The 21,867-nt window shown below is 69.7% G+C and carries 20 protein-coding genes; 8 read left to right on the top strand and 12 right to left on the bottom strand.

All coding sequences use genetic code 11. The features are described 5' to 3' along the window. Positions 1 to 145 precede the first annotated feature (145 nt). Complete coding sequence (locus tag IMZ11_RS38590; RefSeq protein ID WP_228647842.1) at positions 146 to 808, bottom strand: ACT domain-containing protein; 663 nt, start codon at positions 806 to 808, stop codon at positions 146 to 148. Between the two features lie 101 nt (positions 809 to 909). Here IMZ11_RS38590 and dusB point away from each other — a divergent pair, with 101 nt between their 5' ends. Continuing rightward, positions 910 to 2,022 carry a tRNA dihydrouridine synthase DusB gene (gene dusB / locus IMZ11_RS38585; protein WP_228647840.1) on the top strand — a complete coding sequence of 371 codons (1,113 nt, stop codon included), beginning with the start codon at positions 910 to 912 and terminating at the stop codon, positions 2,020 to 2,022. A gap of 9 nt (positions 2,023 to 2,031) precedes the next feature. On the opposite strand, the gene IMZ11_RS38580 is transcribed toward dusB, so the two are convergent. Further along, positions 2,032 to 4,521 (bottom strand): RNA helicase, encoded by a 2,490-nt coding sequence (locus tag IMZ11_RS38580; protein WP_228647838.1) that lies wholly within the window; start codon positions 4,519 to 4,521, stop codon positions 2,032 to 2,034. Between the two features lie 122 nt (positions 4,522 to 4,643). Here IMZ11_RS38580 and IMZ11_RS38575 point away from each other — a divergent pair, with 122 nt between their 5' ends. Next, positions 4,644 to 4,928, top strand: a complete 285-nt coding sequence (locus IMZ11_RS38575) for a hypothetical protein (protein WP_228647837.1) — start codon at positions 4,644 to 4,646, stop codon at positions 4,926 to 4,928. A gap of 94 nt (positions 4,929 to 5,022) precedes the next feature. Further along, on the top strand, positions 5,023 to 5,484 hold the full coding sequence (locus tag IMZ11_RS38570) for a hypothetical protein (RefSeq protein ID WP_228647836.1): 462 nt from the start codon (positions 5,023 to 5,025) through the stop codon (positions 5,482 to 5,484). 29 nt (positions 5,485 to 5,513) lie between these two features. Here IMZ11_RS38570 and IMZ11_RS38565 read toward each other — a convergent pair whose 3' ends face one another. The 4 genes from IMZ11_RS38565 to IMZ11_RS38550 form a co-directional block, all read right to left on the bottom strand. Next, positions 5,514 to 6,200: a rhomboid family intramembrane serine protease gene (locus tag IMZ11_RS38565; RefSeq protein ID WP_228647835.1), complete on the bottom strand. Its 687-nt coding sequence runs from the start codon at positions 6,198 to 6,200 to the stop codon at positions 5,514 to 5,516. A gap of 248 nt (positions 6,201 to 6,448) precedes the next feature. Beyond that, positions 6,449 to 6,850, bottom strand: coding sequence for a nitroreductase family deazaflavin-dependent oxidoreductase (locus IMZ11_RS38560; protein ID WP_228647834.1), 402 nt, complete (start codon positions 6,848 to 6,850; stop codon positions 6,449 to 6,451). Between the two features lie 275 nt (positions 6,851 to 7,125). Further along, complete coding sequence (locus IMZ11_RS38555; protein ID WP_228647832.1) at positions 7,126 to 8,181, bottom strand: serine protease; 1,056 nt, start codon at positions 8,179 to 8,181, stop codon at positions 7,126 to 7,128. A gap of 506 nt (positions 8,182 to 8,687) precedes the next feature. Then, a complete protein-coding gene (locus IMZ11_RS38550; protein ID WP_228647830.1) occupies positions 8,688 to 9,248 on the bottom strand; it encodes a TetR/AcrR family transcriptional regulator in 561 nt (186 codons plus the stop codon). Positions 9,249 to 9,358: 110 nt separating this feature from the next. Between IMZ11_RS38550 and IMZ11_RS38545 the strand changes: the two genes are divergently transcribed. After that, positions 9,359 to 10,954 (top strand): MDR family MFS transporter, encoded by a 1,596-nt coding sequence (locus tag IMZ11_RS38545; RefSeq protein ID WP_228647828.1) that lies wholly within the window; start codon positions 9,359 to 9,361, stop codon positions 10,952 to 10,954. A 160-nt stretch (positions 10,955 to 11,114) separates the two neighbouring features. Here the strand turns inward: IMZ11_RS38545 and gndA are convergent, their stop codons facing one another. Beyond that, positions 11,115 to 12,581, bottom strand: coding sequence for an NADP-dependent phosphogluconate dehydrogenase (gene gndA / locus IMZ11_RS38540; RefSeq protein WP_228647827.1), 1,467 nt, complete (start codon positions 12,579 to 12,581; stop codon positions 11,115 to 11,117). A gap of 248 nt (positions 12,582 to 12,829) precedes the next feature. Here gndA and IMZ11_RS38535 point away from each other — a divergent pair, with 248 nt between their 5' ends. Further along, a complete protein-coding gene (locus IMZ11_RS38535; protein ID WP_228647826.1) occupies positions 12,830 to 13,705 on the top strand; it encodes a hypothetical protein in 876 nt (291 codons plus the stop codon). Between the two features lie 111 nt (positions 13,706 to 13,816). Here IMZ11_RS38535 and IMZ11_RS38530 read toward each other — a convergent pair whose 3' ends face one another. Next, complete coding sequence (locus tag IMZ11_RS38530) at positions 13,817 to 14,785, bottom strand: sulfotransferase (protein WP_228647824.1); 969 nt, start codon at positions 14,783 to 14,785, stop codon at positions 13,817 to 13,819. A 403-nt stretch (positions 14,786 to 15,188) separates the two neighbouring features. On the opposite strand from IMZ11_RS38530, the gene lysS reads away from it, so the two are divergent. After that, on the top strand, positions 15,189 to 16,895 hold the full coding sequence (lysS, locus tag IMZ11_RS38525) for a lysine--tRNA ligase (protein ID WP_228647822.1): 1,707 nt from the start codon (positions 15,189 to 15,191) through the stop codon (positions 16,893 to 16,895). Between the two features lie 48 nt (positions 16,896 to 16,943). Here lysS and fabG read toward each other — a convergent pair whose 3' ends face one another. Both fabG and IMZ11_RS38515 read right to left on the bottom strand, forming a co-directional pair. Next, positions 16,944 to 17,702, bottom strand: coding sequence for a 3-oxoacyl-ACP reductase FabG (gene fabG / locus IMZ11_RS38520; RefSeq protein ID WP_228647820.1), 759 nt, complete (start codon positions 17,700 to 17,702; stop codon positions 16,944 to 16,946). Positions 17,703 to 17,742: 40 nt separating this feature from the next. Further along, complete coding sequence (locus tag IMZ11_RS38515) at positions 17,743 to 18,891, bottom strand: acyl-CoA dehydrogenase family protein (RefSeq protein ID WP_228647818.1); 1,149 nt, start codon at positions 18,889 to 18,891, stop codon at positions 17,743 to 17,745. A gap of 136 nt (positions 18,892 to 19,027) precedes the next feature. On the opposite strand from IMZ11_RS38515, the gene IMZ11_RS38510 reads away from it, so the two are divergent. Continuing rightward, the gene (locus IMZ11_RS38510) at positions 19,028 to 19,660 is read left to right on the top strand and encodes a TetR/AcrR family transcriptional regulator (protein ID WP_228647816.1); all 633 of its coding nucleotides are present in this window, start codon (positions 19,028 to 19,030) and stop codon (positions 19,658 to 19,660) included. A gap of 57 nt (positions 19,661 to 19,717) precedes the next feature. On the opposite strand, the gene IMZ11_RS38505 is transcribed toward IMZ11_RS38510, so the two are convergent. Then, on the bottom strand, positions 19,718 to 20,260 hold the full coding sequence (locus tag IMZ11_RS38505) for a GNAT family N-acetyltransferase (RefSeq protein WP_228647814.1): 543 nt from the start codon (positions 20,258 to 20,260) through the stop codon (positions 19,718 to 19,720). Between the two features lie 222 nt (positions 20,261 to 20,482). Between IMZ11_RS38505 and IMZ11_RS38500 the strand changes: the two genes are divergently transcribed. Beyond that, complete coding sequence (locus IMZ11_RS38500; protein ID WP_228647813.1) at positions 20,483 to 21,283, top strand: bifunctional 2-polyprenyl-6-hydroxyphenol methylase/3-demethylubiquinol 3-O-methyltransferase UbiG; 801 nt, start codon at positions 20,483 to 20,485, stop codon at positions 21,281 to 21,283. 148 nt (positions 21,284 to 21,431) lie between these two features. On the opposite strand, the gene IMZ11_RS38495 is transcribed toward IMZ11_RS38500, so the two are convergent. Next, the gene (locus IMZ11_RS38495; protein ID WP_228647812.1) at positions 21,432 to 21,719 is read right to left on the bottom strand and encodes a hypothetical protein; all 288 of its coding nucleotides are present in this window, start codon (positions 21,717 to 21,719) and stop codon (positions 21,432 to 21,434) included. Positions 21,720 to 21,867 lie beyond the last annotated feature (148 nt).

The following is a 21,867-nucleotide window of genomic DNA, read 5'->3' as shown; positions in this document are numbered from 1 at the left end:
AGACGGGATTCGAACCCGCGACCCTCACCTTGGCAAGGTGATGCTCTACCACTGAGCCACTTCCGCGTCCGCCTCACGGCGTTGTCGCAACTGTACCGGGTTTCCGGCGTGCGTGCGTAACGCACACCGGCACTCACATCGGCACTCACATCGACTTGGTGGACCGGTTGCGGAACGCCCGGGCGGCGCCCCGCTCGATCGCCGGCAGCATCAGGAAGATCTCCAGGATCCTGGTCAGCCGGTGCACCTCGATGCGGTGGAAGTCCGGTCCCTCCGCGCGGGCCAGCACGAGCGTGAGCGCCAGCGGCGGCAGGGGAGCGGTGATCAGGTGCAGTCCCGACGGCAGCGTGTTCGCCGTCGGGCGCGGCGGAGTCTCCTCGGGGAACGGAATGTCCTCCGGAGCCCGCCAGCTGGAATGGACCACCTCCCGGGGGACGGTCTCCGTCCCCGCGGCGGCCCAGTCGGCGCTGAACAGCACCGGCATGGAGTCGATCAGCGTGGCGAGGGCCCGGTCTCCCGCTGTGGTGAGGAACCTGAGGATCTCCAGCTCGGGAAAGGTCCCCGGAGCCTCCCTGGTCGTCCAGACGCCCTCCACCCGGACGCCGGGGAGGCTCTCCAGGGTCTCGGCGAGGTGCTCACGCGGAGCCGCGTCCGGCCAGTAGACCGTGAAGTCGTCCACGGCCCGACCCTCGCCCCGGTCGAGAACGGTGACCTGGGTGATGTCCGCTCCCGCCGCGCCCAGCGCGCGGGTCACCTGCCCGAGGGCGCCCGGGCGGTCCGGGAGCGCGATTCTCAGTCGCAAGAGCATGTACGACCTCCTCGCCTCGACGTGACCAGGGTATCCACGGCCGATTCGCGTCGTCCATGATCTTGTACGTTTCACACCCGGCGGGCGGCGACAATGAACCCATGAAAATCGGGACGTTCGAGGTGTGGCCTCCGGTGGTGCTGGCCCCGATGGCGGGGATCACCAACATCGGCTTCCGCACGCTCTGCCGTGAGCAGGGCGGCGGCCTGTTCGTCTCCGAGATGATCACTTCGCGGGCGCTGGTGGAACGGGTGCCGCTGACGTTCCAGATGATCCGCTTCGGCGCGGAGGAGCACCCGCGCAGCATCCAGCTCTACGGCGTCGACCCGGCCATCATCGGCAAGGCCGCCCGGATGATCGCCGATGAGGACCTGGCCGACCACATCGACCTGAACTTCGGCTGTCCCGTGCCCAAGGTGACCAGGCGGGGTGGCGGCTCGGCGCTGCCGTACAAGCGGAACCTGCTGCGGGCCATCCTCCGGGAGGCGGTGAAGAACGCCGGGCCGCTGCCGGTGACGATCAAGATGCGCAAGGGCATCGACGACGATCACCTGACCTACCTCGACGCGGGCCGGATCGCGGCGGAGGAGGGCGTCGCGGCGGTCGCCCTCCACGCGCGTACGGCGAAGCAGCACTACGGCGGCTCCGCCGACTGGGACGCCGTCAAGCGGCTCAAGGACGCGGTGCCCGAGATCCCCGTGCTGGGCAACGGGGACATCTGGACGGCGGACGACGCCCTGCGCATGGTGGCGGAGACCGGCTGCGACGGCGTCGTGGTCGGCCGCGGCTGCCTCGGCAGGCCGTGGCTGTTCCGCGACCTGGACCTCGCCTTCCAGGGGTCGGCGGAGCGGACCCGGCCGTCGCTCGGCGAGGTCGCGGCCATGATGATCCGTCACGCCGAGCTGCTGTGCGAGGTCATCGGCAGCGAGCCGCACGGGCTGGCCGACTTCCGCAAGCACGTGGGGTGGTACCTCAAGGGCTTCGTGATCGGCGCCGACACGCGGCGCGCGCTCACCACCGTGTCGAGTCTCGCCGAGCTGCGCGAGCGGGCCGCCGAGTTGGACCTCGGCCTGCCGTGGCCGGCCGAGGCGGACGGCCCGCGCGGAAAGAGCGGCGAGCGGAACAAGGTCATGCTGCCGCACGGCTGGCTCGACGACCCCGACGAGATGGCCGTCCCCGGCGCGGACGCCGAGGACGCCACCTCGGGCGGGTGACTCAGTCCCTCAGAGGCGGGCCATGCCGGTGACATGGAGCACGGCGTGGCCCTCCTCGTCGGAGGCGGCGAGGTCCACCTGCGCGGTGATCCCCCAGTCGAGGTGGCCGGCCGGGTCCTCGATGACCTGGCGGACCCGCCACAGCTCCTTCTCCTCCTCGATCTGGAGCAGCGCGGGGCCGCGGGCGGACGGACCGGTGCCGATCTCGTCGTGCTCCTCGTAGTACGCGTCGAGCGCCTCGGCCCAGTCCACCTCGGACGCCAGCTCGACCAGCTCCTCCTCGCGGTCCAGGGCGGCGAGCTCGACCATGCGGAACATCGCGTTGCGTACCAGCACCCGGAACGCCCGCGCGTTGGCCGTGACCGGTCTGATCCTGGACTCCAGCTCGGTCTCGGCCTCGAGGGCCTCCGACGGGTTGGCCAGCTTCTCCCACTCGTCGATCAGACTGGAGTCCACCTGGCGGACCAGCTCGCCGAGCCACTCGATCAAGTCGATCAGGTCGTCGGTCTTGAGGTGCTCCGGCACGGTCTTCGACAGTGTCCGGTAGGCGTCGGCGAGGTACCGCAGGACCGTACCCTCCGACCGGGCCAGCTCGTAGAACTGGATGTAGTCGGTGAAGGTCATCGCGCGCTCGTACATGTCCCGCACGATCGTCTTGGGACTGACCGTGTGGTCGCCGACCCATGGATGGCCGCGCCGGTAGGTCTCGTACGCGCCGAACAGCAGGTCGGCGAGCGGCATCGGGTAGGTGATCTCGGCGAGGCGCTCCATGCGCTCCTCGTACTCGACACCGTCGGCCTTCATCTGGGCGACGGCCTCGCCACGCACCTTGTTGAGCTGCGCGTGCAGGATCTGGCGCGGATCGTCCAGCGTCGACTCGATGATCGAGACGATGTCGAGCGCGTACGTCGGCGACTCGGGGTTGAGTAGCTCGAACGCCGCGAGCGCGAAAGTGGACAGCGCCTGGTTGAGCGCGAAGTCCTCCTGGAGGTCCACGGTGAGGCGGGCCCTGCGGCCGTGCTCGTCCGGCTCCTTGAGCGTCTCGACGATGCCGCCGGCGAGCAGCGAGCGGTAGATCGCGATCGCGTGGCTGATGTGCCGCCGCTGCGCCTTGCGATCCTCGTGGTTGTCGGTGAGCAGCCGCTTCATCGCCTGGAAGCAGTCGCCCGGCCGGTTGATCACCGACAGCAGCATCGCGTTGCTGACCTTGAACCGGGAGGTCAGCGGCTCGGGCTCGGCCGTCTGCAGCTTCTCGAAGGTGTCCTCGCTCCAGCCGACGAAACCCTCCGGGGGCTTCTTGCGGGCGTAGCCGCGCCTCCGCTTGGGGTCGTCGCCGATCTTGGCCAACGCCCTCTCGTTCTCGATCACGTGGTCCGGCGCCTGGCACACGACGTAGCCGACGGTGTCGAACCCGGCCCGGCCGGCGCGTCCGGCGATCTGGTGGAACTCGCGGGCGCGCAGCCTGCGCACCCGGTTGCCGTCGAACTTCGACAGGGCGGTGAACAACACCGTGCGGATCGGCACGTTGACCCCCACGCCCAGCGTGTCGGTGCCGCAGATGACCTTGAGCAGGCCCGCCTGCGCGAGCCGTTCCACCAGGCGGCGGTATTTCGGGAGCATCCCGGCGTGGTGCACGCCGATGCCGTGCCGTACGAGGCGGGAGAGGGCTCGCCCGAAGCGCGTGGTGAACCGGAAGTTGCCGATGAGCGCGGCGATGGCCTCCTTCTCGGCCTTCGAGCACATGTTGATGCTCATCAGGGACTGGGCCCGCTCCATCGCGGCCGCCTGGGTGAAGTGCACGACGTAGACCGGGGCCTGCTGCGTCGACAGCAGCTCCTCCAGGGTCTCGTGCAGCGGCGTCACCCGGTAGGAGTAGAGCAGCGGCACCGGCCGCTCGGCGTTCTTCACCACGGCGGTGGGGCGTCCCGTCCGGCGGGTGAGGTCCTTCTCGAACCGCTCGACGTCTCCCAGCGTGGCCGACATCAGCACGAACTGGGCCTGCGGCAGCTCCAGCAGCGGCACCTGCCAGGCCCAGCCGCGGTCAGGCTCGGCGTAGAAGTGGAACTCGTCCATGATGACGGTGCCGACGTCGGCGTCCGCGCCGTCCCTCAGCGCCATCTGGGCGAGGATCTCCGCGGTGCAGCAGATGATCGGGGCATCGGAGTTGACCGAGGCGTCACCGGTCATCATCCCGACGTTCTCGGTGCCGAAGATCGCGCACAGGTCGAAGAACTTCTCCGACACCAGCGCCTTGATCGGCGCGGTGTAGAAGCTCACCTCGTCCCTCGCGAGGGCCGCGAAGTGGGCCCCGGCGGCGACCAGGCTCTTGCCCGACCCGGTCGGGGTGGCCAGGATCACGTTGTTGCCGGAGACGACCTCGATCAGCGCCTCCTCCTGCGCCGGGTACAGCGTGAGCCCTCGCTCGGTGTTCCAGGCGCTGAACGCCTCGTAGAGCGAGTCGGCGTCACTGTCGGCCGGAAGGCGCCCGATGAGATTCATGCTGGTTATCAAATCACCTTAAGTCTGGAGATATCCGTCTCCACGTGGGAGCGGAAACGCCGCACGGCCGTCGTGCGGCGTCTGCTAAGTTACCGGCTCCCCGGAGATGGCCACGCTGACACATGCGGACCGATGATCCCCCCGCCGCCGGGCCGGCGGAGAGCCGAAATCGTCGAGGGCGTTTCGGCCGGCCCCGGGGGTCGTGCGCCATCGACCTGAGCGGCTATTTCGGTTTCCGCGACTTCCGCGACTTCCGTCACTTCCGCGACTTCCGTGACACCGAGCGGGACGCCGGGATCGCCGTACGGCTGTCGCAGCCGGACACGGCGGTCCGACCGGCGGGTTCGTGGGGGACGAAGCTTCTCTCCCCCGGTAGAAGGAACCCCAACCTGAACGCCTTTCGGTGAACGGCCATTCGCCTTGGGGTCCGTTACTGTCAGCGACTGTTCCATCACAGGCCCCCCGAAAGGAACTGGTACGTTGACCGTGACAATTGAGAGCTTGGACAGGCGGGTCACCGTGCTCGAAGGACAGGTGAAGACCGTGAGTCACTTCGCCGGGCTGGCGCAGCGGCGTTACGAGGCCACCGCGGAATGCGTCGGCTTCGTGCAGATCGAGATCAAGGAACTGCGCACAGAGATGAACGAGCGGTTCGACGCGCTCGGCACGCGCGTCGGCAGGCTTGAGGAGCGGATGGACCGCTTCGAGGAACGGATGGACCGCTTTGAAGAGCGGATGGATCGCTTCGACGAGCGCCTCACCAACGTCGAGAGCCGCCTCACGGACGTCGAGAGCCGCCTCACGAATGTCGAGAACCGTCTCACCAACGTCGAGAACCGTCTCACCAACGTCGAGAACCGGCTCGCAAAGGTCGAGCATCGCCTGGACGGGGTCGAGGTGATCCTGAAGTCGCATGGCGAGATGCTGCAGGAGATCCTCCGCAGGCTTCCGCCCGCCGCCTGACCGGGCCCGCCGGGAACCGGACCCCGGCTTCAGAGCCCGAGATCCTCGATCTCCTTGAGCAGCGCCGACCGGGAGTCGCCCGTGGCCGTGGTCCCTGTGGACTTGGGCGACCGGCTCTCCCGGTCGGGGGAGACGGCGGGCCGGCGGTCACGGAACAGATAGCCGCCGGCGATGCCGCCCACGAATCCGAACAGGTGCGCCTGCCAGCCGATCCCTTCGGCCGGCAGGAGCCCGGTGAACTGGTAGGCGAAACACAGCCCCATGACCACGCCGATCACGATGTCGATCAGGTGCCGGTCGAACGCCCCGCGTACCAGGATGTATCCGAAGTAGCCGAACACCAGCCCGCTCGCCCCGGCTCCGACGGTCGAGGGGGCGGCGGTGAACCAGGCACCGAGCCCGCTCGCGACGGCGATCAGGGCGGTCACCCCCAGAAACTTCTTCACCCCTCGATACGCCGCGAGGAATCCGAAGATGAACAGGGGGCCGGAGTTGCCCTCGATGTGGGCCCAACTCCAGTGCAGGAACGGAGCGGAGACGATGCCGGGCAGGCCGTCCAGCTCCCAGGACCTGATCCCGTAGCTGTAGCTGAGCCCGTAGTCGCCGGCCCAGTTCACGACCTGGATGACCCAGATGAGGCCGAGGAAGCCGACCATGACCCAGAACGCCTTCCGGGCCTCGGCGATCATGATTTCCGCGGTGCGGCCGTCGCTCAACGAACCTCCCCGTCCGCTGGATGCTGCAGCCGAAAGATATCCCTCGCCGCGGGCGATCGCCACCGCTCCGGCTCTGATGACGGCCAGGGGGATGGTCCAGGCCGCGCGGTCCGGATGACGGGCCTCTCCGGATGGCACGCGCGGCACCGCTTTCGGGGCCGGCTCAGACAATGGTGCCGAGACAAGGGGGCGGACGGGCCGGGTCGGCCGGCGGGCCGGGTCGCCCCGGCCGGCCGGTGCCCGTTCGGTCAGGCCCGTTCGATGATGATGACGGGGATCTCCCGCGCGGTCTTCCGCTGGTAATCGTCGTAGGCGGGCCAGGTGGCGGTCATCGCCCGCCACATGTCCGGCTTCTCCTCTGGCGTCGCCGTACGCGCGACGGCGGCGAACCTCTCTCCCCTGACCTGGAACTCCACGTTGGGATCGGCCTCCAGGTTCCGATACCAGAGCGGTGGCTCGTCGGCCCCGCCCTTTGACGCCACCACCAGGTAGGCGTCGCCGTACTTCTGGTAGATGAGCGGGGTGCTGCGCCTGATCCCCGACTTGCGGCCGGTCGTCGTGAGGATCGCGACCGTCGTCCCCTGCCAGTCGTGGCCTTCCGCGCCGTCGGTCTCGACGTAGCGCTTTACGTGTTCGACGCCGAAGAGCATGCCGTCCTCCTGTTGTGGCTGGATACCGAGTCGATCCGCGCGCTGACCCGTGACGACGCCGTTCCGGATCCTCCGCGATCCTCCGGCGCCATCCGGTGACAGCCACGATCCGCGCGCATGGGTGACGCGCGATCATGAAAGCGCTCCGCCGCCGAACGGGGCGGCGGGGCGCGACCATGCGTGCGGGCCGAGCCCTTGGCCGGCGACCGATCGACGGGGGAACCATACGTTCCCCGCCGGGCGCGCGTGTACACCCCGGCCGTTATCCGTAGCGGCTACACGATCGAGCCGGACCAGATCTTCGTGGCCGCGGAGTAGACGCCGTACGTCTCACCGTCGAAGTAGGGGGAGACGCTCGTGTCGTAGCGCTGGTCGCCGTCGGTGTCGGAGACGCTGATGGTGATGCCGTTGAGGTAGCCGAGGCGACTGTCGTCGTTGTAGCGGAGCACCCAGGAGGAGCCGAGGGAGCCTTCGCCGGTGAACGGAGAATCGACGCCGATCGCCTGGTCGGCGTGGAAGTCGGCGAATCTCATGGCGAACCTCTGCCCGCTGGACCATTCGAGGGTCTGACCCGTGTAAGGGCGGGTGCCGTCCAGGTGGGGGCCGGCCGGATAGCCGAAGACGTGGGCCGATGCGCTCAGCTTCTGGTTGTAGGCGATTCCCTGCCCGGAGACGTTGTCGCCCAGTCTCCCGCTGTCGGTCAGCCCCCCGGAGGGAGAGGAGAGAACGCCGTTGTAGACGTTGACGAAGGCGTAGTCGCGGTTGTAATCGGAATACACGTCGAAGTCGTAATGAGTGAAGGCCTGCTTCCCGACGTAGAGGCCCCACGGGGTCGTGCCCTCGGAGTAGCCGGGTACGAAGACCCATTTGTCGAGTGCGGTGGCGTTGCTCTGAGTGTCGTACACGCAGTGACCGGCCGTGGCGACCAGGTTGCGGTAGGTCGACTGTACGGAGGTGCCGCTGCACCAGTGCGGCTGACCGTCGGCGCCGACGAAGAACACCTTGCCCGTGGTCGCGGGCAGGCTGACGTCCAGTGAGGACACGCTGGAGGTCTTCGGATCATCTGACGCCGGAACGGAGCCGGGCACGCCGTCCGCGACGGATGCGGCGGGCACGCGTTCGCCGGAGACCACGGTCTGCACGTTGTACGGCGTGGCGTTCTTCAGGTTGGCCCCTCCGCCGCCGAGCCAGAACGCCGCGACCTGCTGAGCGGCCGGCACGTCACCGGCCAGGGGGGCGGACACCTCGTTGGCGGCCTGAGCCGGTGCGGAGACGAGAACGGAGCCCAGCAGGCCGACGCTGACACCCACGGCGACTGATGCACGCTTCATGGTTGATCTCCAAGTTTGTCAAGGGACGTCGTTTCGCGGCCCATGCGCCAGTAGGGCACTCCGGCGGGGCCGAGAGGCGTCGGCCAGGAGATCCGCGCCGTCGCGCAGGAGTCACCCATCACCCCGGCCGCCGTCACCCGCCGGGCGGCTCAGCCGATGATCGATGGGGACCGGCGGCTCCCGCTGGAGCTTCGCGCCTCGCTCGGGCGAGCCTGCTCCGGCCATGTCATCACCCGTGCCGTGCTGACATGGCCCCGCAGCCTGGCGTGGCTCCTATGAGATCCGGCCCATGGGCGGCGACTCCTAATCCCTGAGATGAAGGACCGGATCACCGTAAAGAGGGCGACTTGTAACTCACTTGGCCCGCGCCTGGGGCCGAGTTGGGCGGTTTCTCAGACTCCCTGAACTCGGCGGTTCCTCAGATCGCCCTGAGCGCTCGGCGGTTCCTCAGCGGACCCGTGCCGCTCCGAAGGGCGTGGTCGGGGTCACCCGTCCTCTCGTGGGTTCTACTCCTCGGCGCTCTCGATCAGGTCCAGCGCGACCTTCAGCGCGGCCTCCGACCGCTCCTCGTCGGTCACCTTCTCCTCACGCAGCACGAACCAGACCGCGTGCATCGAGAAGACCGCCATGGATCGCCGCAGCTTGATGTCGATCGGGTCGTCGGCGTCGCAGAGCACGCTCAGGATCGTGGTCATCCGGGCGCGCATCATCTCGGCCTTGCCGTGCCCCCGCAGCGCGGTCTGGTTGCGTTCGAGGAAGCGCATGACCTCGTGGTCCCCGCAGCGGGTCATGTCCGCGGAGTATCGGCGGACGAGTTCCTTGCGCGTCTCGGCGGTGCGCGGCTGATCCTTGGCCCAGGAGATCAGCGTGTCCAGCGACCTGAGCCGGTCCTCCATGAGGCTGGCGACTATGTCGTCTTTTGTCTTGAAGTGGTAATAAAGCGCGGCTTTGGTGACGTTGAGCGCTTCGGCGATCTCGCGTAGCGAGGTCGCCTCGTACCCCTGCTCGGTGAAAAGCTGGAGCGCGACCTCTTGGATCCGACTCCGCGTGTCGGTCTGTGCACCCATTGCCTTGCTTTACTCCTTTATTTAACTTGACGGCCGGTAAGCACGGAGCTTAGCGTATCCCTCTGCCGCTTACCGGTCGGCAAGTAAGTCACATATCAAGGGGGACGTCGATGACAGAAACCGCCGCACCGCCAGGGCGCTCGAGGGAAGTCATGGTGGTCCTGCCCGGCCTCATGCTGGCGATCATGCTGGCGATGCTCGACAACATGATCGTCGGCACGGCCATGCCGCGCATCGTCGGCGAGCTGAACGGCCTGGAGTACTTCACCTGGGTGACCACAGCCTACGTCCTCGGGACGACCGTCTCGACGCCCATCTGGGGGAAGCTGGGCGACCTCTACGGCCGTAAGAGCATCTTCCTCGCGTCGATCATCATCTTCCTGGTGGGATCCGCGCTGTGCGGCATGGCGGGCTCGTCGCTCTTCGGGGGCACGGCGGACGGCATGATCGAGCTCATCGCCTTCCGGGCCGTCCAGGGGCTCGGCGCCGGCGGCCTCATGGTGAACGCGATGGCGATCATCGGTGACCTCGTCCCGCCCCGCGAGCGTGGGCAGTACCAGGGCATCATGGCCGCGATCATGTCGCTGGCCATGATCGCGGGACCGTTGGTCGGCGGTTTCATCACCGACCACCTTGACTGGCGCTGGGCCTTCTACGTGAACCTGCCTCTCGGCGGTATCGCCCTGGTCTGGTTGATCCTCAAGCTGCACCTGCCGAAGCACCGCACCGAGCACCGCATCGACTGGCTGGGCGCGGCCGTCCTCACCGTCGGCATCACCGCGATCGTGCTGATCACCTCGTGGGGCGGCCAGGCGCACGGCTACCCGTGGGGTTCCTGGCAGATCCTCGGCCTGGCGGCGCTCGCCGTGGTCTCGCTGGCCGTCTTCCTGCCGATCGAGAAGCGGGCGGCGGAGCCGATCATGCCGCTGCACGTGTTCGCCGACCGCAACTTCACCCTGATCTCGCTGCTCGGCTTCCTGCTCGGCTTCGCGATGTTCGGCGCGATCAGCTTCCTGCCGCTGTTCCAGCAGACCGTGCAGGGCGCCACCGCCACCAACTCCGGCCTGCTCCTGCTGCCGATGATGGGCGCGTCGATGGTCGTCTCCCTGTTCGTCGGCCGCGCCATCACCAAGACCGGGAAGTACAAGATCTACCCGGTCATCGGCGGTGTGGTCATGGCCATCGGCACCTGGCTGCTGTCCCTCCAGGACGCGAAGACCAGCACGCTGACGACCGGCCTGTTCATCGCGGTGCTCGGCCTCGGCATGGGCTTCCTGATGCAGACCACCATGCTCATCGCGCAGAACAGCGTCGAGCAGAAGGACCTCGGCGTCGCGAGCAGCGCCTCCACGTTCTTCCGCTCGATCGGCGGCTCGTTCGGCATCTCGCTGTTCGGCGCGATCTTCAACAACAACCTGACGAATCAGCTCACCGAGAAGCTCGGTCCCGAGTTGGCCCATCAGGTCTCGTCCACCGGAGGCCGGATGGACCCTTCCACGCTGAGTCAGCTTCCCCCGCAGATGAAGGACGGGATCCTGGGCGCGCTCGCCGACTCCATCAGCGGGGTCTTCGGGTGGTCGGTCCTGTTCGCCGTGCTCGTCCCGGTCTTGGCGATCTTCGTGAAGGAGGTCCCGCTCCGCGGCGGCCCCACGGCGCCCGGCGCCGAGGGGGAGAAGGCCGAGCCGCCGGTGCCGGTCTTCGACTGACGCGTGACGGCTCGAACCGCACGCCGGCTCTGACGATCTGAGCGCCCGGAGCGAATCCGGTACGGCTCGCGCCCCGCGCAGGGGTGCGAGCCGTACCGCGTTCCGGGCGTCTTCGGGGTGTCCGCCGCGCGTCCTTCCGGGCGTCTTCCGGCGATCCCGCTCAGGCGGGCCGTTCCTCCCGGTCGCCGGACCAGTCGGTGTGGAACGCGCCCTCCCGGTCGACCCGGTGGTAGGTGTGCGCGCCGAAGAAGTCGCGCAGGCCCTGCACGAGCGCGGCCGGGAGCCGGTCCCGGCGCAGCGCGTCGTAGTACGCGAGCGCGGCCGGGAGCCGGTCCCGGCGCAGCGCGTCGTAGTACGCGAGCGCGGAGGAGAACCCGGGTGTGGGGACGCCGATCGTCGCCGCCGTGGCGACGACCCGCCGCCACGAGTCCTGGGCGTCGGCCAGGGCGGAGGCGAACGTCGGGTCCGCCAGCAGGGTCGGCAGGGAGGGGTCGGCGTCGTAGGCGGTGCGGATCCGGTCGAGGAACCTGGCCCTGATGATGCAGCCGCCCCGCCAGATCGTGGCCATCGCGCCCCGGTCGACGTCCCAGCCGTACTCCTCGCTCGCCGCGGTGATCTGGTCGAACCCCTGGGCGTACGCGACGATCTTCGAGGCGTAGAGCGCGTGCCGTACGTCGTCGACGAGCTCCGCGCGAGGGGCGGTGCCCTCCGGGCCGGCGAGGGAACGGGCGGCGGCGCGCTGGCCGGGGTGGCCGGACAGCGAGCGCGCGAACACCGCCTCGGCGATGCCGGTCACGGGTACACCGAGTTCGAGGGCGCTCTGCACGGTCCAGCGGCCGGTGCCCTTCTGCTCAGCCTGGTCGACCACGACGTCCACGAACGGCCGGCCGGTCGCGGCGTCGGTGTGCCCGAGCACCTCGGCGGTGATCTCGATGAGGTAGGACTCCAGGTCGCCCCTGTTCCACTCGCGGAAGACGTCCGCGATCTCGCTCGGGGAGAGCCCGAGCGCCTGCCGCAGCAGGTCGTAGGACTCGGCGATGAGCTGCATGTCGGCGTACTCGATGCCGTTGTGCACCATCTTCACGAAGTGCCCGGCGCCGTCCGGCCCGACGTGCACGCAGCAGGGGGTGCCGTCGACCTTCGCCGCGATGTCCTCAAGCAGCGGCCCGAGCGTCTCGTACGCCTCGGCGGCGCCGCCGGGCATGATGCTCGGCCCGTTGAGCGCGCCCTCCTCGCCGCCGGAGATGCCGGTCCCGACGAAGTGGAGACCGCGTTCCCTGAGGGCGGCCTCCCTGCGCCGGGTGTCCTCGAAGTGCGCGTTGCCGCCGTCGATGATCATGTCGCCGGGCTCCATGCACGCGGCGAGTTCCTTGATCACCGCGTCGGTGGCGGGCCCGGCCTTGACCATGATGATCGCCTTGCGCGGGCGTCGGAGGGACGAGACGAACTCCTCGACCGACGCGGACGGGACGAAGTCGCCCTCGTGCCCGTGCTCCTCGATGAGCTGCTTGGTGCGGCTTTCTGTCCGGTTGTGGACCGCGACCACGTGGCCGTGGCGGGCGAAGTTCCTGGCGAGGTTGCGGCCCATCGTGGCCAGCCCCGTTACTCCGATGTCTGCTGTGCGCATGGTCCCAGTCTTATCCCATGGCTCGTCCCGGGGCGTCGCGTCCCCGCCGCCGTCCGGCCGTACACGCCTGATCAGGTGAGACAGTCAAACCAAGCAAACAGGTGGGTATTGTGTAGTTATCCGGTCGGCCGTCCTGCGGGAAACGCCGCCGGCTTCCCGATATAAGGGTGGCGTACAGCCGTGGCGGGGCCATGAGCTCGCCGGACTCCGGCTGCCCTCGTCGTCATGTGACCAACGGAGAGATTGACGTGTTCATACCGCAGCCGGACCGCTCCGTCGTCGCCGTTCCCCCGCCCGGAGACGGCCCCGGATTCTGGGCGGGCGCGCCCAGCGCCGTCCACCGGGACGGCTGGATCTATCTCGCGTACCGGCTGCGACGCCCCCTCGGCGAAGGGAGGGGCTACGCCGTCGCCGTCGCCAGGTCGGCCGACGGAGAGCGGTTCGAGACCCTCCTCACGATCACCAAGGAGCAGATGGACACCGAGTCGCTGGAGCGCCCCACCCTCGTGGTGACGCCGGAAGGCGGCTGGCGCCTGTACCTGAGCTGCGCGACCTACGGCACCAAGCACTGGCGGGTGGAGGTCGTCGAGGCCGCCGACCCGGCGGCCTTCGACCCGGCCACCTCCCGCGTCGTGCTGCCCGGCGACCTCAAGACCGGCGTCAAGGACCCGGTGATCGTTCACCGGGACGGCCTGTGGCACCTGTGGGCGTCCTGCCATCCGCTGGAGGACCCGCGGGAGGCCGACCAGATGGTCACCGACTACGCCACCAGCCACGACGGCCTGGCGTGGACCTGGCACGGCACCGCCCTCGACCGCCGTCCCGGTGCCTGGGACTCCCGCGGCGTACGGGTGAGCGCCGTGCGCTTCGACGGCGACGGCGCCGTCACCGCCTACTACGACGGCCGGGCGTCGGCGGCGGAGAACTACGAGGAGCGCACCGGTGTCGCGGCCGGCCCCGACCCCTCGACCCTGACGGCCAACGGCTCCGCGCCCGCGGCGTCCGGTCACGCCGGGGGAGGGCTGCGCTACCTGGACATCGTCCCCGTCGCCGGCGGACACCGGCTCTACTACGAGCTCACCCGCGCCGACGGCGCCCACGAGCTCCGCACCGAACTGCGCTGACTGTTCCGTGCTGACCGTTCCGTGCTGACCGGTCCGCGCTGACTGTTCCGCGGTGAACGGGAGCCGCCCCGAGCGGTTCGGGTGGCCCGGGGCGGGCTGGGGGCGGGCGGGTCACTCTCCTTTGGGGCGGCCGTTGCGCGCCTGCCGCTGCCCGGTGGGCCGGGCGCCCACCAGGCCGCCCGACCGCTCCCTGGGGCGCAGCCAGTCGCTGAAGTCCTCCTCCGTCACGTCCTGCAGGAGGGCGATGTCGGCGGCGAAGTAGGACAGCAACTCCTGCCGCTGCGCCCAGGTGAGCGGCTCGCGCGCGCGTCCCTTACGTTGCAGCATCCGCTCCAGGGGCGTCGTCAGGGACTGCCCCACCACCCGGTCGCCCAGCCGTACGAGCTGGGACAGGACGCGGTGCCTGCGGCCTTCCGGCGGGTGGACCGTGACGTTCTCGCGCGGCACCTCACCGACGAACCCCTGCTCCACGCCGAGGAACGCGCAGATGCGGTCGAGCGCGACCTCCGGCCGGTCCACCAGGTCGCGGTAGCGGAACACCAGAACCTGCTCGCGGGGAAACAGCGTGTAGAGGTGCCGCAACTGCGCGCCGTACCGGCCGAGCCCGACGTAGTGCCAGAACGGCGCCCACCCGGCGGCGACGCGGCGGCCCTCCTCGGCGCAGGCCCGGACCACGTCGTCGATCGGCTCCAGTCCCGCGGACCAGAGGTGGGTCCAGTTCGAGTGCGCCCGTTCGACGGGATCGCGCAGCACGACGATCAGCCTCGCCCGCGGGATCAGCGCGTGGATGCGCCGCTGCGCGGCCAGGTCGTACAGGTAGAACGGAGTGGACTCGCCGCGCAGCGCGCCCGGGGGAGCGCCGTCGAAGAGGGCCTCGTAGTCGGCGCGCCGCCACACGTGCTCGCGGTAGGTCTCCGCGTCGCCGGGTCCGCCCCGCGTCGGCGGCGGCCCGTCCGTGAGGAAGAACTTCGGCTCCTTGACCGCCGACATGCGCAGCCTCGGATGGCGGGCCAGGGCGCTGTGCAGCGCCGTCGTCGCGGCCTTGGGCACCCCGATCACCAGGAAGTCCGGCAGGGACATCGCCGCCTCCTCTCCACAGTTTTCCTACAAATTTAGTTGGAAAAGCTGGTTTTCTGGAAGGAGTGGCGTCGCGGGAGTATCGCGGGAGTATCGCGCGCCGCGGTCCGCGGCGCGATCGGCGCCATGGCGATGTCCGGCCCGCGGCAGGCCATGGTCGCGGCCTCACCCTGGCCGTCGCGACATGCCTGTCACGGAGGACGAGTGGTGACCCACCGGGCGAACGTGAATCCGCGCGTCTGACCCGCGTATCTGTTACGTGTGCCTGATCCGCGCGTGAACTCGTGCAGGGAATTCGTGCCCGAATTCCTGGGGCGAACCCGCCGGACGCGTCTTCGAGGGACCAGGTAGCCCCGGGCATCCGGGAGAATGGGTAACCAGGATTCAGAGAAAGGGTGCGTCGATCGTGGCTGGAAGTTCCGAGACCGACTGGGTCTCCCGTTTCGCGGACGAGGTCATCGCCGAGGCGGAGCGTCGCGCGCCCGGGAAAGTCATCGTCTGCGCGTCCGGTCTCAGCCCGTCCGGCCCCATCCACCTCGGGAACCTGCGCGAGGTCATGACCCCGCACCTCGTCGCCGACGAGATCCGCCGCCGCGGATACGAGTGCGTGCACATCATCTCCTGGGACGACTACGACCGGTTCCGCAAGGTCCCGGCCGGCATCGACCCCGCGTGGGCGGAGCACATCGGCAAGCCGCTGACCTCCGTGCCCGCACCGGCCTACAGCGTGTACGCCAACTGGGCCGAGCACTTCAAGGCGCCCATGATCTACGCGCTGGAGGCGATGGGCATCGAGTTCCACGCCATCAGCCAGACGTGGAAGTACACCTCCGGTGCCTACCGTGAGCAGATCCTCCTCGCGATGCGCGAGCGCCACAAGATCGACGCCATCCTCGACCGCTACCGGACGAAGGACAAGTCCCCGGCGCTCAAGCAGACCCCGGTGGACGAGGCCGAGGCCGCCGCCGTCGAGGGTTCCGGCGCGGCGAGCGAGGACGACGGCACCGCCGCGGCCGGCTACTTCCCGTACAAGCCGTACTGCACGGCCTGCGAGCGCGACCTGACCACGGTCACCTCCTACGACGACGAGACCACCGAGCTGGCCTACACCTGCGTCTGCGGCTTCTCCGAGGTCGTCCGGCTGTCGGAGCACAACCGGGGCAAGCTGGTGTGGAAGGTCGACTGGCCGATGCGCTGGAACTACGAGGGCGTCGTCTTCGAGCCCTCCGGCGTGGACCACTCCTCGCCCGGCTCCTCGTTCGTCGTCGGCGGCCAGATCGTCAGGGAGGTCTTCGGCGGCGAGCAGCCGATCGGCCCCATGTACGCCTTCGTCGGCATCAGCGGCATGGCCAAGATGAGCAGCTCCAAGGGCGGCGTGCCCACGCCCGCCGACGCGCTGGAGATCATGGAGGCGCCGCTGCTGCGCTGGCTGTACGCCCGCCGCAAGCCCAACCAGTCCTTCAAGATCGCGTTCGACCAGGAGATCCAGCGCCTCTACGACGAGTGGGACGCGCTGGAGCGCAAGGTCGCGGACGGCACGGCGCTTCCCGCCGACGTCGCGGCGCACTCGCGGGCGATCGGCACCGCCTCCGGTCCGCTGACCACCACCCCGAGGCCGGTGCCGTACCGCACGCTGGCCTCCGTGGTGGACGTCTCCGCCGGGGACGGCGAACAGACCCTGCGCATCCTGCGGGATCTCGACCCCGCCGACCCGATCGACTCCCTGGACGAGGTCAAGCCCCGGCTCGACCGGGCGGCCCACTGGATCACCACCCAGGTGCCGGCCGACCAGCGCACCCGTGTGCGGGACGAGCCCGACGCGGAGCTGCTCGGTTCCCTCGGCGACGCCGAGCGGGAGTCGCTGCGGCTGCTGCTGGACGGGCTCGACGACCACTGGTCGCTTGACCTGCTGACCACCCTCGTCTACAGCGTGCCCAAGCTGCAGGCGGGCCTGGCGGCCGACGCGAAGCCCACGCCGGAGCTGAAGGCCGCCCAGCGCGCCTTCTTCGCGTTGCTGTACCGGCTGCTGGTCGGGCGTGACACCGGCCCGCGCCTGCCGACGCTGCTCCTCGCGGTCGGCGCCGACCAGGTGCGCAAGCTGCTCGGCGCCTGAGTCCGGCCGCCGTGGCCCGGGGGTGTCACCCCGGGCCACGACGCGGTGTCAGCGCGCTCCGCCGTTGACGTAGAGCGTCTGGCCGCTGACGTAGGACGCCTCGTCGCTGGCGAGGAACGCGATGACCGACGCCACCTCGCCGGGTTGCCCCACACGGCGCAGCGGCGTCGCCTGGGCGGCCCGATCCTGGTGGTCCTCGACCGTCGAGCCGACGCGCCGCGCCGTGGCGGCCGTCATCGCGGTGGAGATGTAGCCGGGAGCGACGGCGTTGACGTTGATGTTGAACGGGCCGAGCTCGATCGCCAGCGTGGCGGTGAGCCCCTGCACCCCGGCCTTGGCCGCGGCGTAGTTCGCCTGGCCCCGCGCCCCGAGGGCCGATCGGCTGCTGAGGCTGACGATCTTCCCGTACCGCGCCTCCACCATGTACTTCTGGGCCGCCTGGCAGCACAGGTAGACGCTGGTGAGGTTCGTGGCGAGCACGGAGTCCCAGTCGCCGCGGCTCATCTTGAACAGCAGGTTGTCGCGGGTGATCCCCGCGTTGTTGACCAGGATGTCCAGGCCGCCGAACTCGTCGGCCACCCGGCCGGTCATCTCGGTCACCGCGGCCTCGTCGGTGACGTCGCAGGCGAAGGCTCCGGCGGTCCCGCCGGTCTCCCTGATCTCGCGCGCCACCGCCTCCGCGCGGTCGAGCTGGAGGTCCACCACGGCCACCCTCGCCCCCTGCGCGGCGAGCAGGGCGGCGGTCGCCGCTCCGATGCCCTGGGCCGCGCCCGTCACGATGGCGGTCCGGTTCTGGAATCTGGTCACTATCGGTTCTCCTCGCGTTTCGCGGGTCGGGACGTGCGGATCAGAACGCGTTCACGCCGGTGAGCGCGCGTCCGATGAGGAGCTGCTGGATCTGCGAGGTCCCCTCGTAGAGGGTGGTCACCCGGGCGTCGCGCAGGTACTTGCCGACCGGGAACTCGTCGACGTAGCCGTATCCGCCGAAGACCTGAAGCGCGTTGTTGGCCGCGCGCACCGCCGCCTCACTGGCGAAGAGCTTGGCGATCGACGCCTCCGTGGTGAACTTCTCGCCCCGGTCGATCAGGTCGGCGACCCGCCAGGCCAGCAGCCGGGAGGCGTCGAGATCGATCCGGATCTGTGCCAGGAGCTGCTGGACGAGCTGGTACGACGCGATCGGCTTGCCGAACTGCCGGCGTGCCGACGCGTACTCCACGGCGGCGTCCAGGCACCCCTGGATGATCCCCGTGCAGCCGGCCGCGAGCGACATGCGCCCCTTGTCCAGGGCGGTCATCGCGATCCGGAAGCCCTTGCCCTCCTCGCCCAGCCGCGCGGAGCCGGGCACCCGCACCTGGTCGAGGACCAGTTCGGCGGTGGCCTGGCCGCGCAGGCCCAGCTTCCCGTGGATCTCGCGCCGGTCGAGTCCCGCGGCGGAGGTCGGGACGAGGAACGCGGTGACGCCTCTCGGGCCCTCCTCGCCGGTCCTGGCGAACACGATCGCCACCTCGGCCCAGGTCCCGTTGGTGATGAAGACCTTCTCGCCGCTGATCACCCAGTCATCGCCGTCGCGTACGGCACGCGTGGTCAGCGATCCCGCGTCGGAACCCGTGCCGGGCTCGGTGAGCGCGAAGCAGCCGAGCGCTTCCCCCGAGCACAGTCGCGGCAGCCACTCCCGGCGCTGCGCCTCGGTACCGAAGGTGAGGATCGACTTGGCGACGAGGCCCAGGGACACGGACACGATGCCGCGCACCGACGAGTCGCCTCGGCCGAGCTCCTCGATCATGAGGCAGTAGGTCGTGTGATCGCCGCCGGAACCGCCGTACTCCTCGGGGATCGTCAGCCCGAGGAACCCGATCTCGCCGAGCTTGGCGACGATCGCGGTGTCGACCTTCTCGGCGCGGTCCCAGTCCCGGACGTGCGGGAGCACTTCCTTGTTGACGAACTCCGCCGCGAGCGCGCGTACCGCCTGCTGCTCCTCCGACAGGGTCAGGTCCATCGGGGTCCTCTCACTCTGGGTTACAGTAGCGAGGAAACTACCACTGTTAGTTTTGGTCGTCCAGGGAGGGTGATCCCTGTGGGACCATGGCACCCGGACGCGGAGCCCCGCGCCCGGAGCGAGAGGGAGACGTGACGTGGGACGGCCGAGCCGCCCGATGCTCAGCCCCGGCACCATCGTGGCCGCGGCCACCGAGCTGATCGACGCCGAGGGGCTGGAGGTGTTGTCCACCCGGCGGCTCGCCGCCGAGCTGGGGGTGAGCGCCCCTTCGCTCTACAACCACTTCCGGAACAAGGACGAGATCCTCGACGCGGTGGCCGACGCGATCATCGCCAGTGTGGACGTCTCATCGTTCCAGACCCACGACTGGAAGTCCGCGCTGCTGCTCTGGGGGCATTCCTACCATCGCGAGCTGCGGAAACACCCTCGGATCGTGCCCTACCTGGCGAACGGGCCGGGGCGCAGGCCGGCCGCGCTCGCCATGGCCGACGCCGTGTACGGCGGGCTGATCCGGGCCGGCTGGCCTCCCGCGCGGGCCACCCACGTGGGGGCGCTCATGCGCTATTTCGTCGTCGGGTCGGCGGTGGGATCGTTCGCGATGGGCTTCGCGGGGGACGAGACCCTCGACGAGGCGCGATATCCGCACCTGGGGGACGCCCACCTGCTGCCCGAGCACCGGGAGGCGGTCGACGAAGGGGCCTTCGCCCTCGGCCTCGACTCTCTCATCGCCGGACTGGCGATCACCTTCGACACCATCACCCGGCGCTGACTAACACCGATAGTTATAGCGGCACGGTGCTGGTCATAGAGAGGCGCGGTGCGCCGCTCAGGAGACGGCGGGTCCCTCGACCGGTTCCTCGGCGAGCAGGTCCATGAGGAGCCCGTCATGCCAGGTGCCGTCGGGGCCACGCTCGTAGTTCCGCATGACACCGACCCGACGGAAGCCCACCTTCTCGTAGCACCGGATCGCGGCGGCGTTGGCCGCGGCCGGGTCGATGGTCAGCCGGTGGTGGCCATGGTCGGCGATCAGATGCCGGGCGAGCGTCCGAACCGCGTCGGTGCCGATGCCGCGGCCGTGCACCGCGGGATCGAGGTAGACGTCGATGCTCGCGTGCCGATAGTCGGGATCCTCCTCCGCCGCCCACTGGATCTGGCCGACCACGCGTCCGTCGCACACGATCGCGAGGACGGCGGTGTCCGGATCGTTCAGGTCGTCGGCCACCTCCGCGGCCAGGTCCGCGCCGCCCCGCCACCACCGGTACACCTCGGGAGTGGACCGGATGGTGACGAGTGCCGGAACATCGGCGGCCGTGGCAGGCCGCAACGCCACGGCCGCGCCGTACAGGGTGGGATGCGGGTCGAGCGACATGCCCGGGGACGCTACCGCAGCGGACCCGCCGACGGCCACGCGGTATTCCGCCGCCCCGGGCGCCGGCGGTCGTTCCACGGGCGCTCTCGCCAGGCCGCTTCGGTATCGCGGCGGAGGTGTCGCGGCGGAGGTGTCGCGACCCGCTCGGGGAGCCCGGCCGTTCCGCCGACGGGTGCGAAATCGGGTTGATCGGGGCGTGGGCGGGGAGGCATCCTCGCGGGCATGACCCAGTCGCCGGAGTTCCCGCCCGAGATCCTCGACTACTACGTGCGAGGGAGGGAGGACGGGCGGCTGCGTACCGGCCGGGGACGGCTGGAGTTCTGGCGTACGCGGGACGTGCTGCGCCGGGTCCTGCCGCCCGCTCCGGCCCAGCTCATGGACGTCGGCGGGGGCAGCGGCGTGCACGCCGAGTGGCTGGCCGCCGACGGCTATGACGTCGAGCTGATCGATCCGGTGCCGATGCACGTGGAGCAGGCGTCGCGACTGGCCGGCGTCACGGCGCGGGAGGGGGACGCGCGGGCACTGGAGGCCGCCGACGCCTCGGCCGACGCCGTACTGCTGCTCGGCCCGCTGTACCACCTCACCGACCGGACCGACCGGGTGCGCGCCCTGGCCGAGGCTCGCCGGGTCGTACGGCCAGGCGGGGTGATCGCGGCGGCGACCATCAGCCGGTGGGCCGCCGTACACGACATGGTCAGGTCGGGCCGTTACGCCGAAGAGCCGGTCCGTCACGTGGTGGACGACTCGGCGCGGCACGGCCTGCTCCGCGGGAACGAGCGGATCGGCTTCACCACCGCCTATTTCCACGACCCGGACGAGATCCTCGGCGAGTTCGCCGACGCGGGCCTGCCCGGCGCCCGGCGGTACGCCCTGGAGGGCGTGTTCGGCCTGTACGCCGACGTGGAGGAGTGGCTGGACGACCCGGAGCGTCGCGAACTGCTGCTCCGCGTGGCCAGGCGTTCGGAGGGGGAGCCCACCCTGCTCGGCGTCGCCGGCCACATGCTGACCGTCGCCCACACCTGACCACCCGCGTCAGCAGGTCGTGGCGGTCTGAGCCGTATCCAGCGGACCCACCCGGACTCACGGATCCACGGGGCGGTAAACGAGGCGGGAGGGTTCGTGCCAAGCGCGGCCGCACGCGATATGTCCCGTCGCACGGGGTGAGCGAGGCTCAGCGTTCGACGTGCAGCTCTACGGTGCGGCCGTCGGGGTCATGGAGCAGATGTCGTCCGGCGGCGTATCCGGGAAGGGTCTCCACGGCGAATCCGAGCCGCAGCGGGCCGGTCGTACCCGTGGCGGCGGGATAGATCTCGAAGACCATCCCGTCCGGAAGGACCGCGGCGTGGTGCGACGGCCCTCTCCCGTGCTGCTCGGCCTGGAAGACCATCCCCAGGGAGGCGTAGAAGCGGCGGCATTCCTCACGCCGGGTGGTGTAGATCACAAGGAGGTTCGCCCGCATCGCTCCAGTGTGGAGCGGTGAACGCGTGGCCGACGACCGGGGAAACAGAGAATCCCAGGCCGTGGGCCTGGGATCTCATATGTGGACGATACTGGGATTGAACCAGTGACCTCTTCCGTGTCAGGGAAGCGCTCTCCCGCTGAGCTAA

The sequence above is a fragment of the Microtetraspora sp. AC03309 genome, from assembly GCF_020826795.1.
GTDB lineage: Bacteria > Actinomycetota > Actinomycetes > Streptosporangiales > Streptosporangiaceae > Microtetraspora > Microtetraspora glauca.
This window is presented reverse-complemented; position numbering and strand designations above follow the sequence as displayed.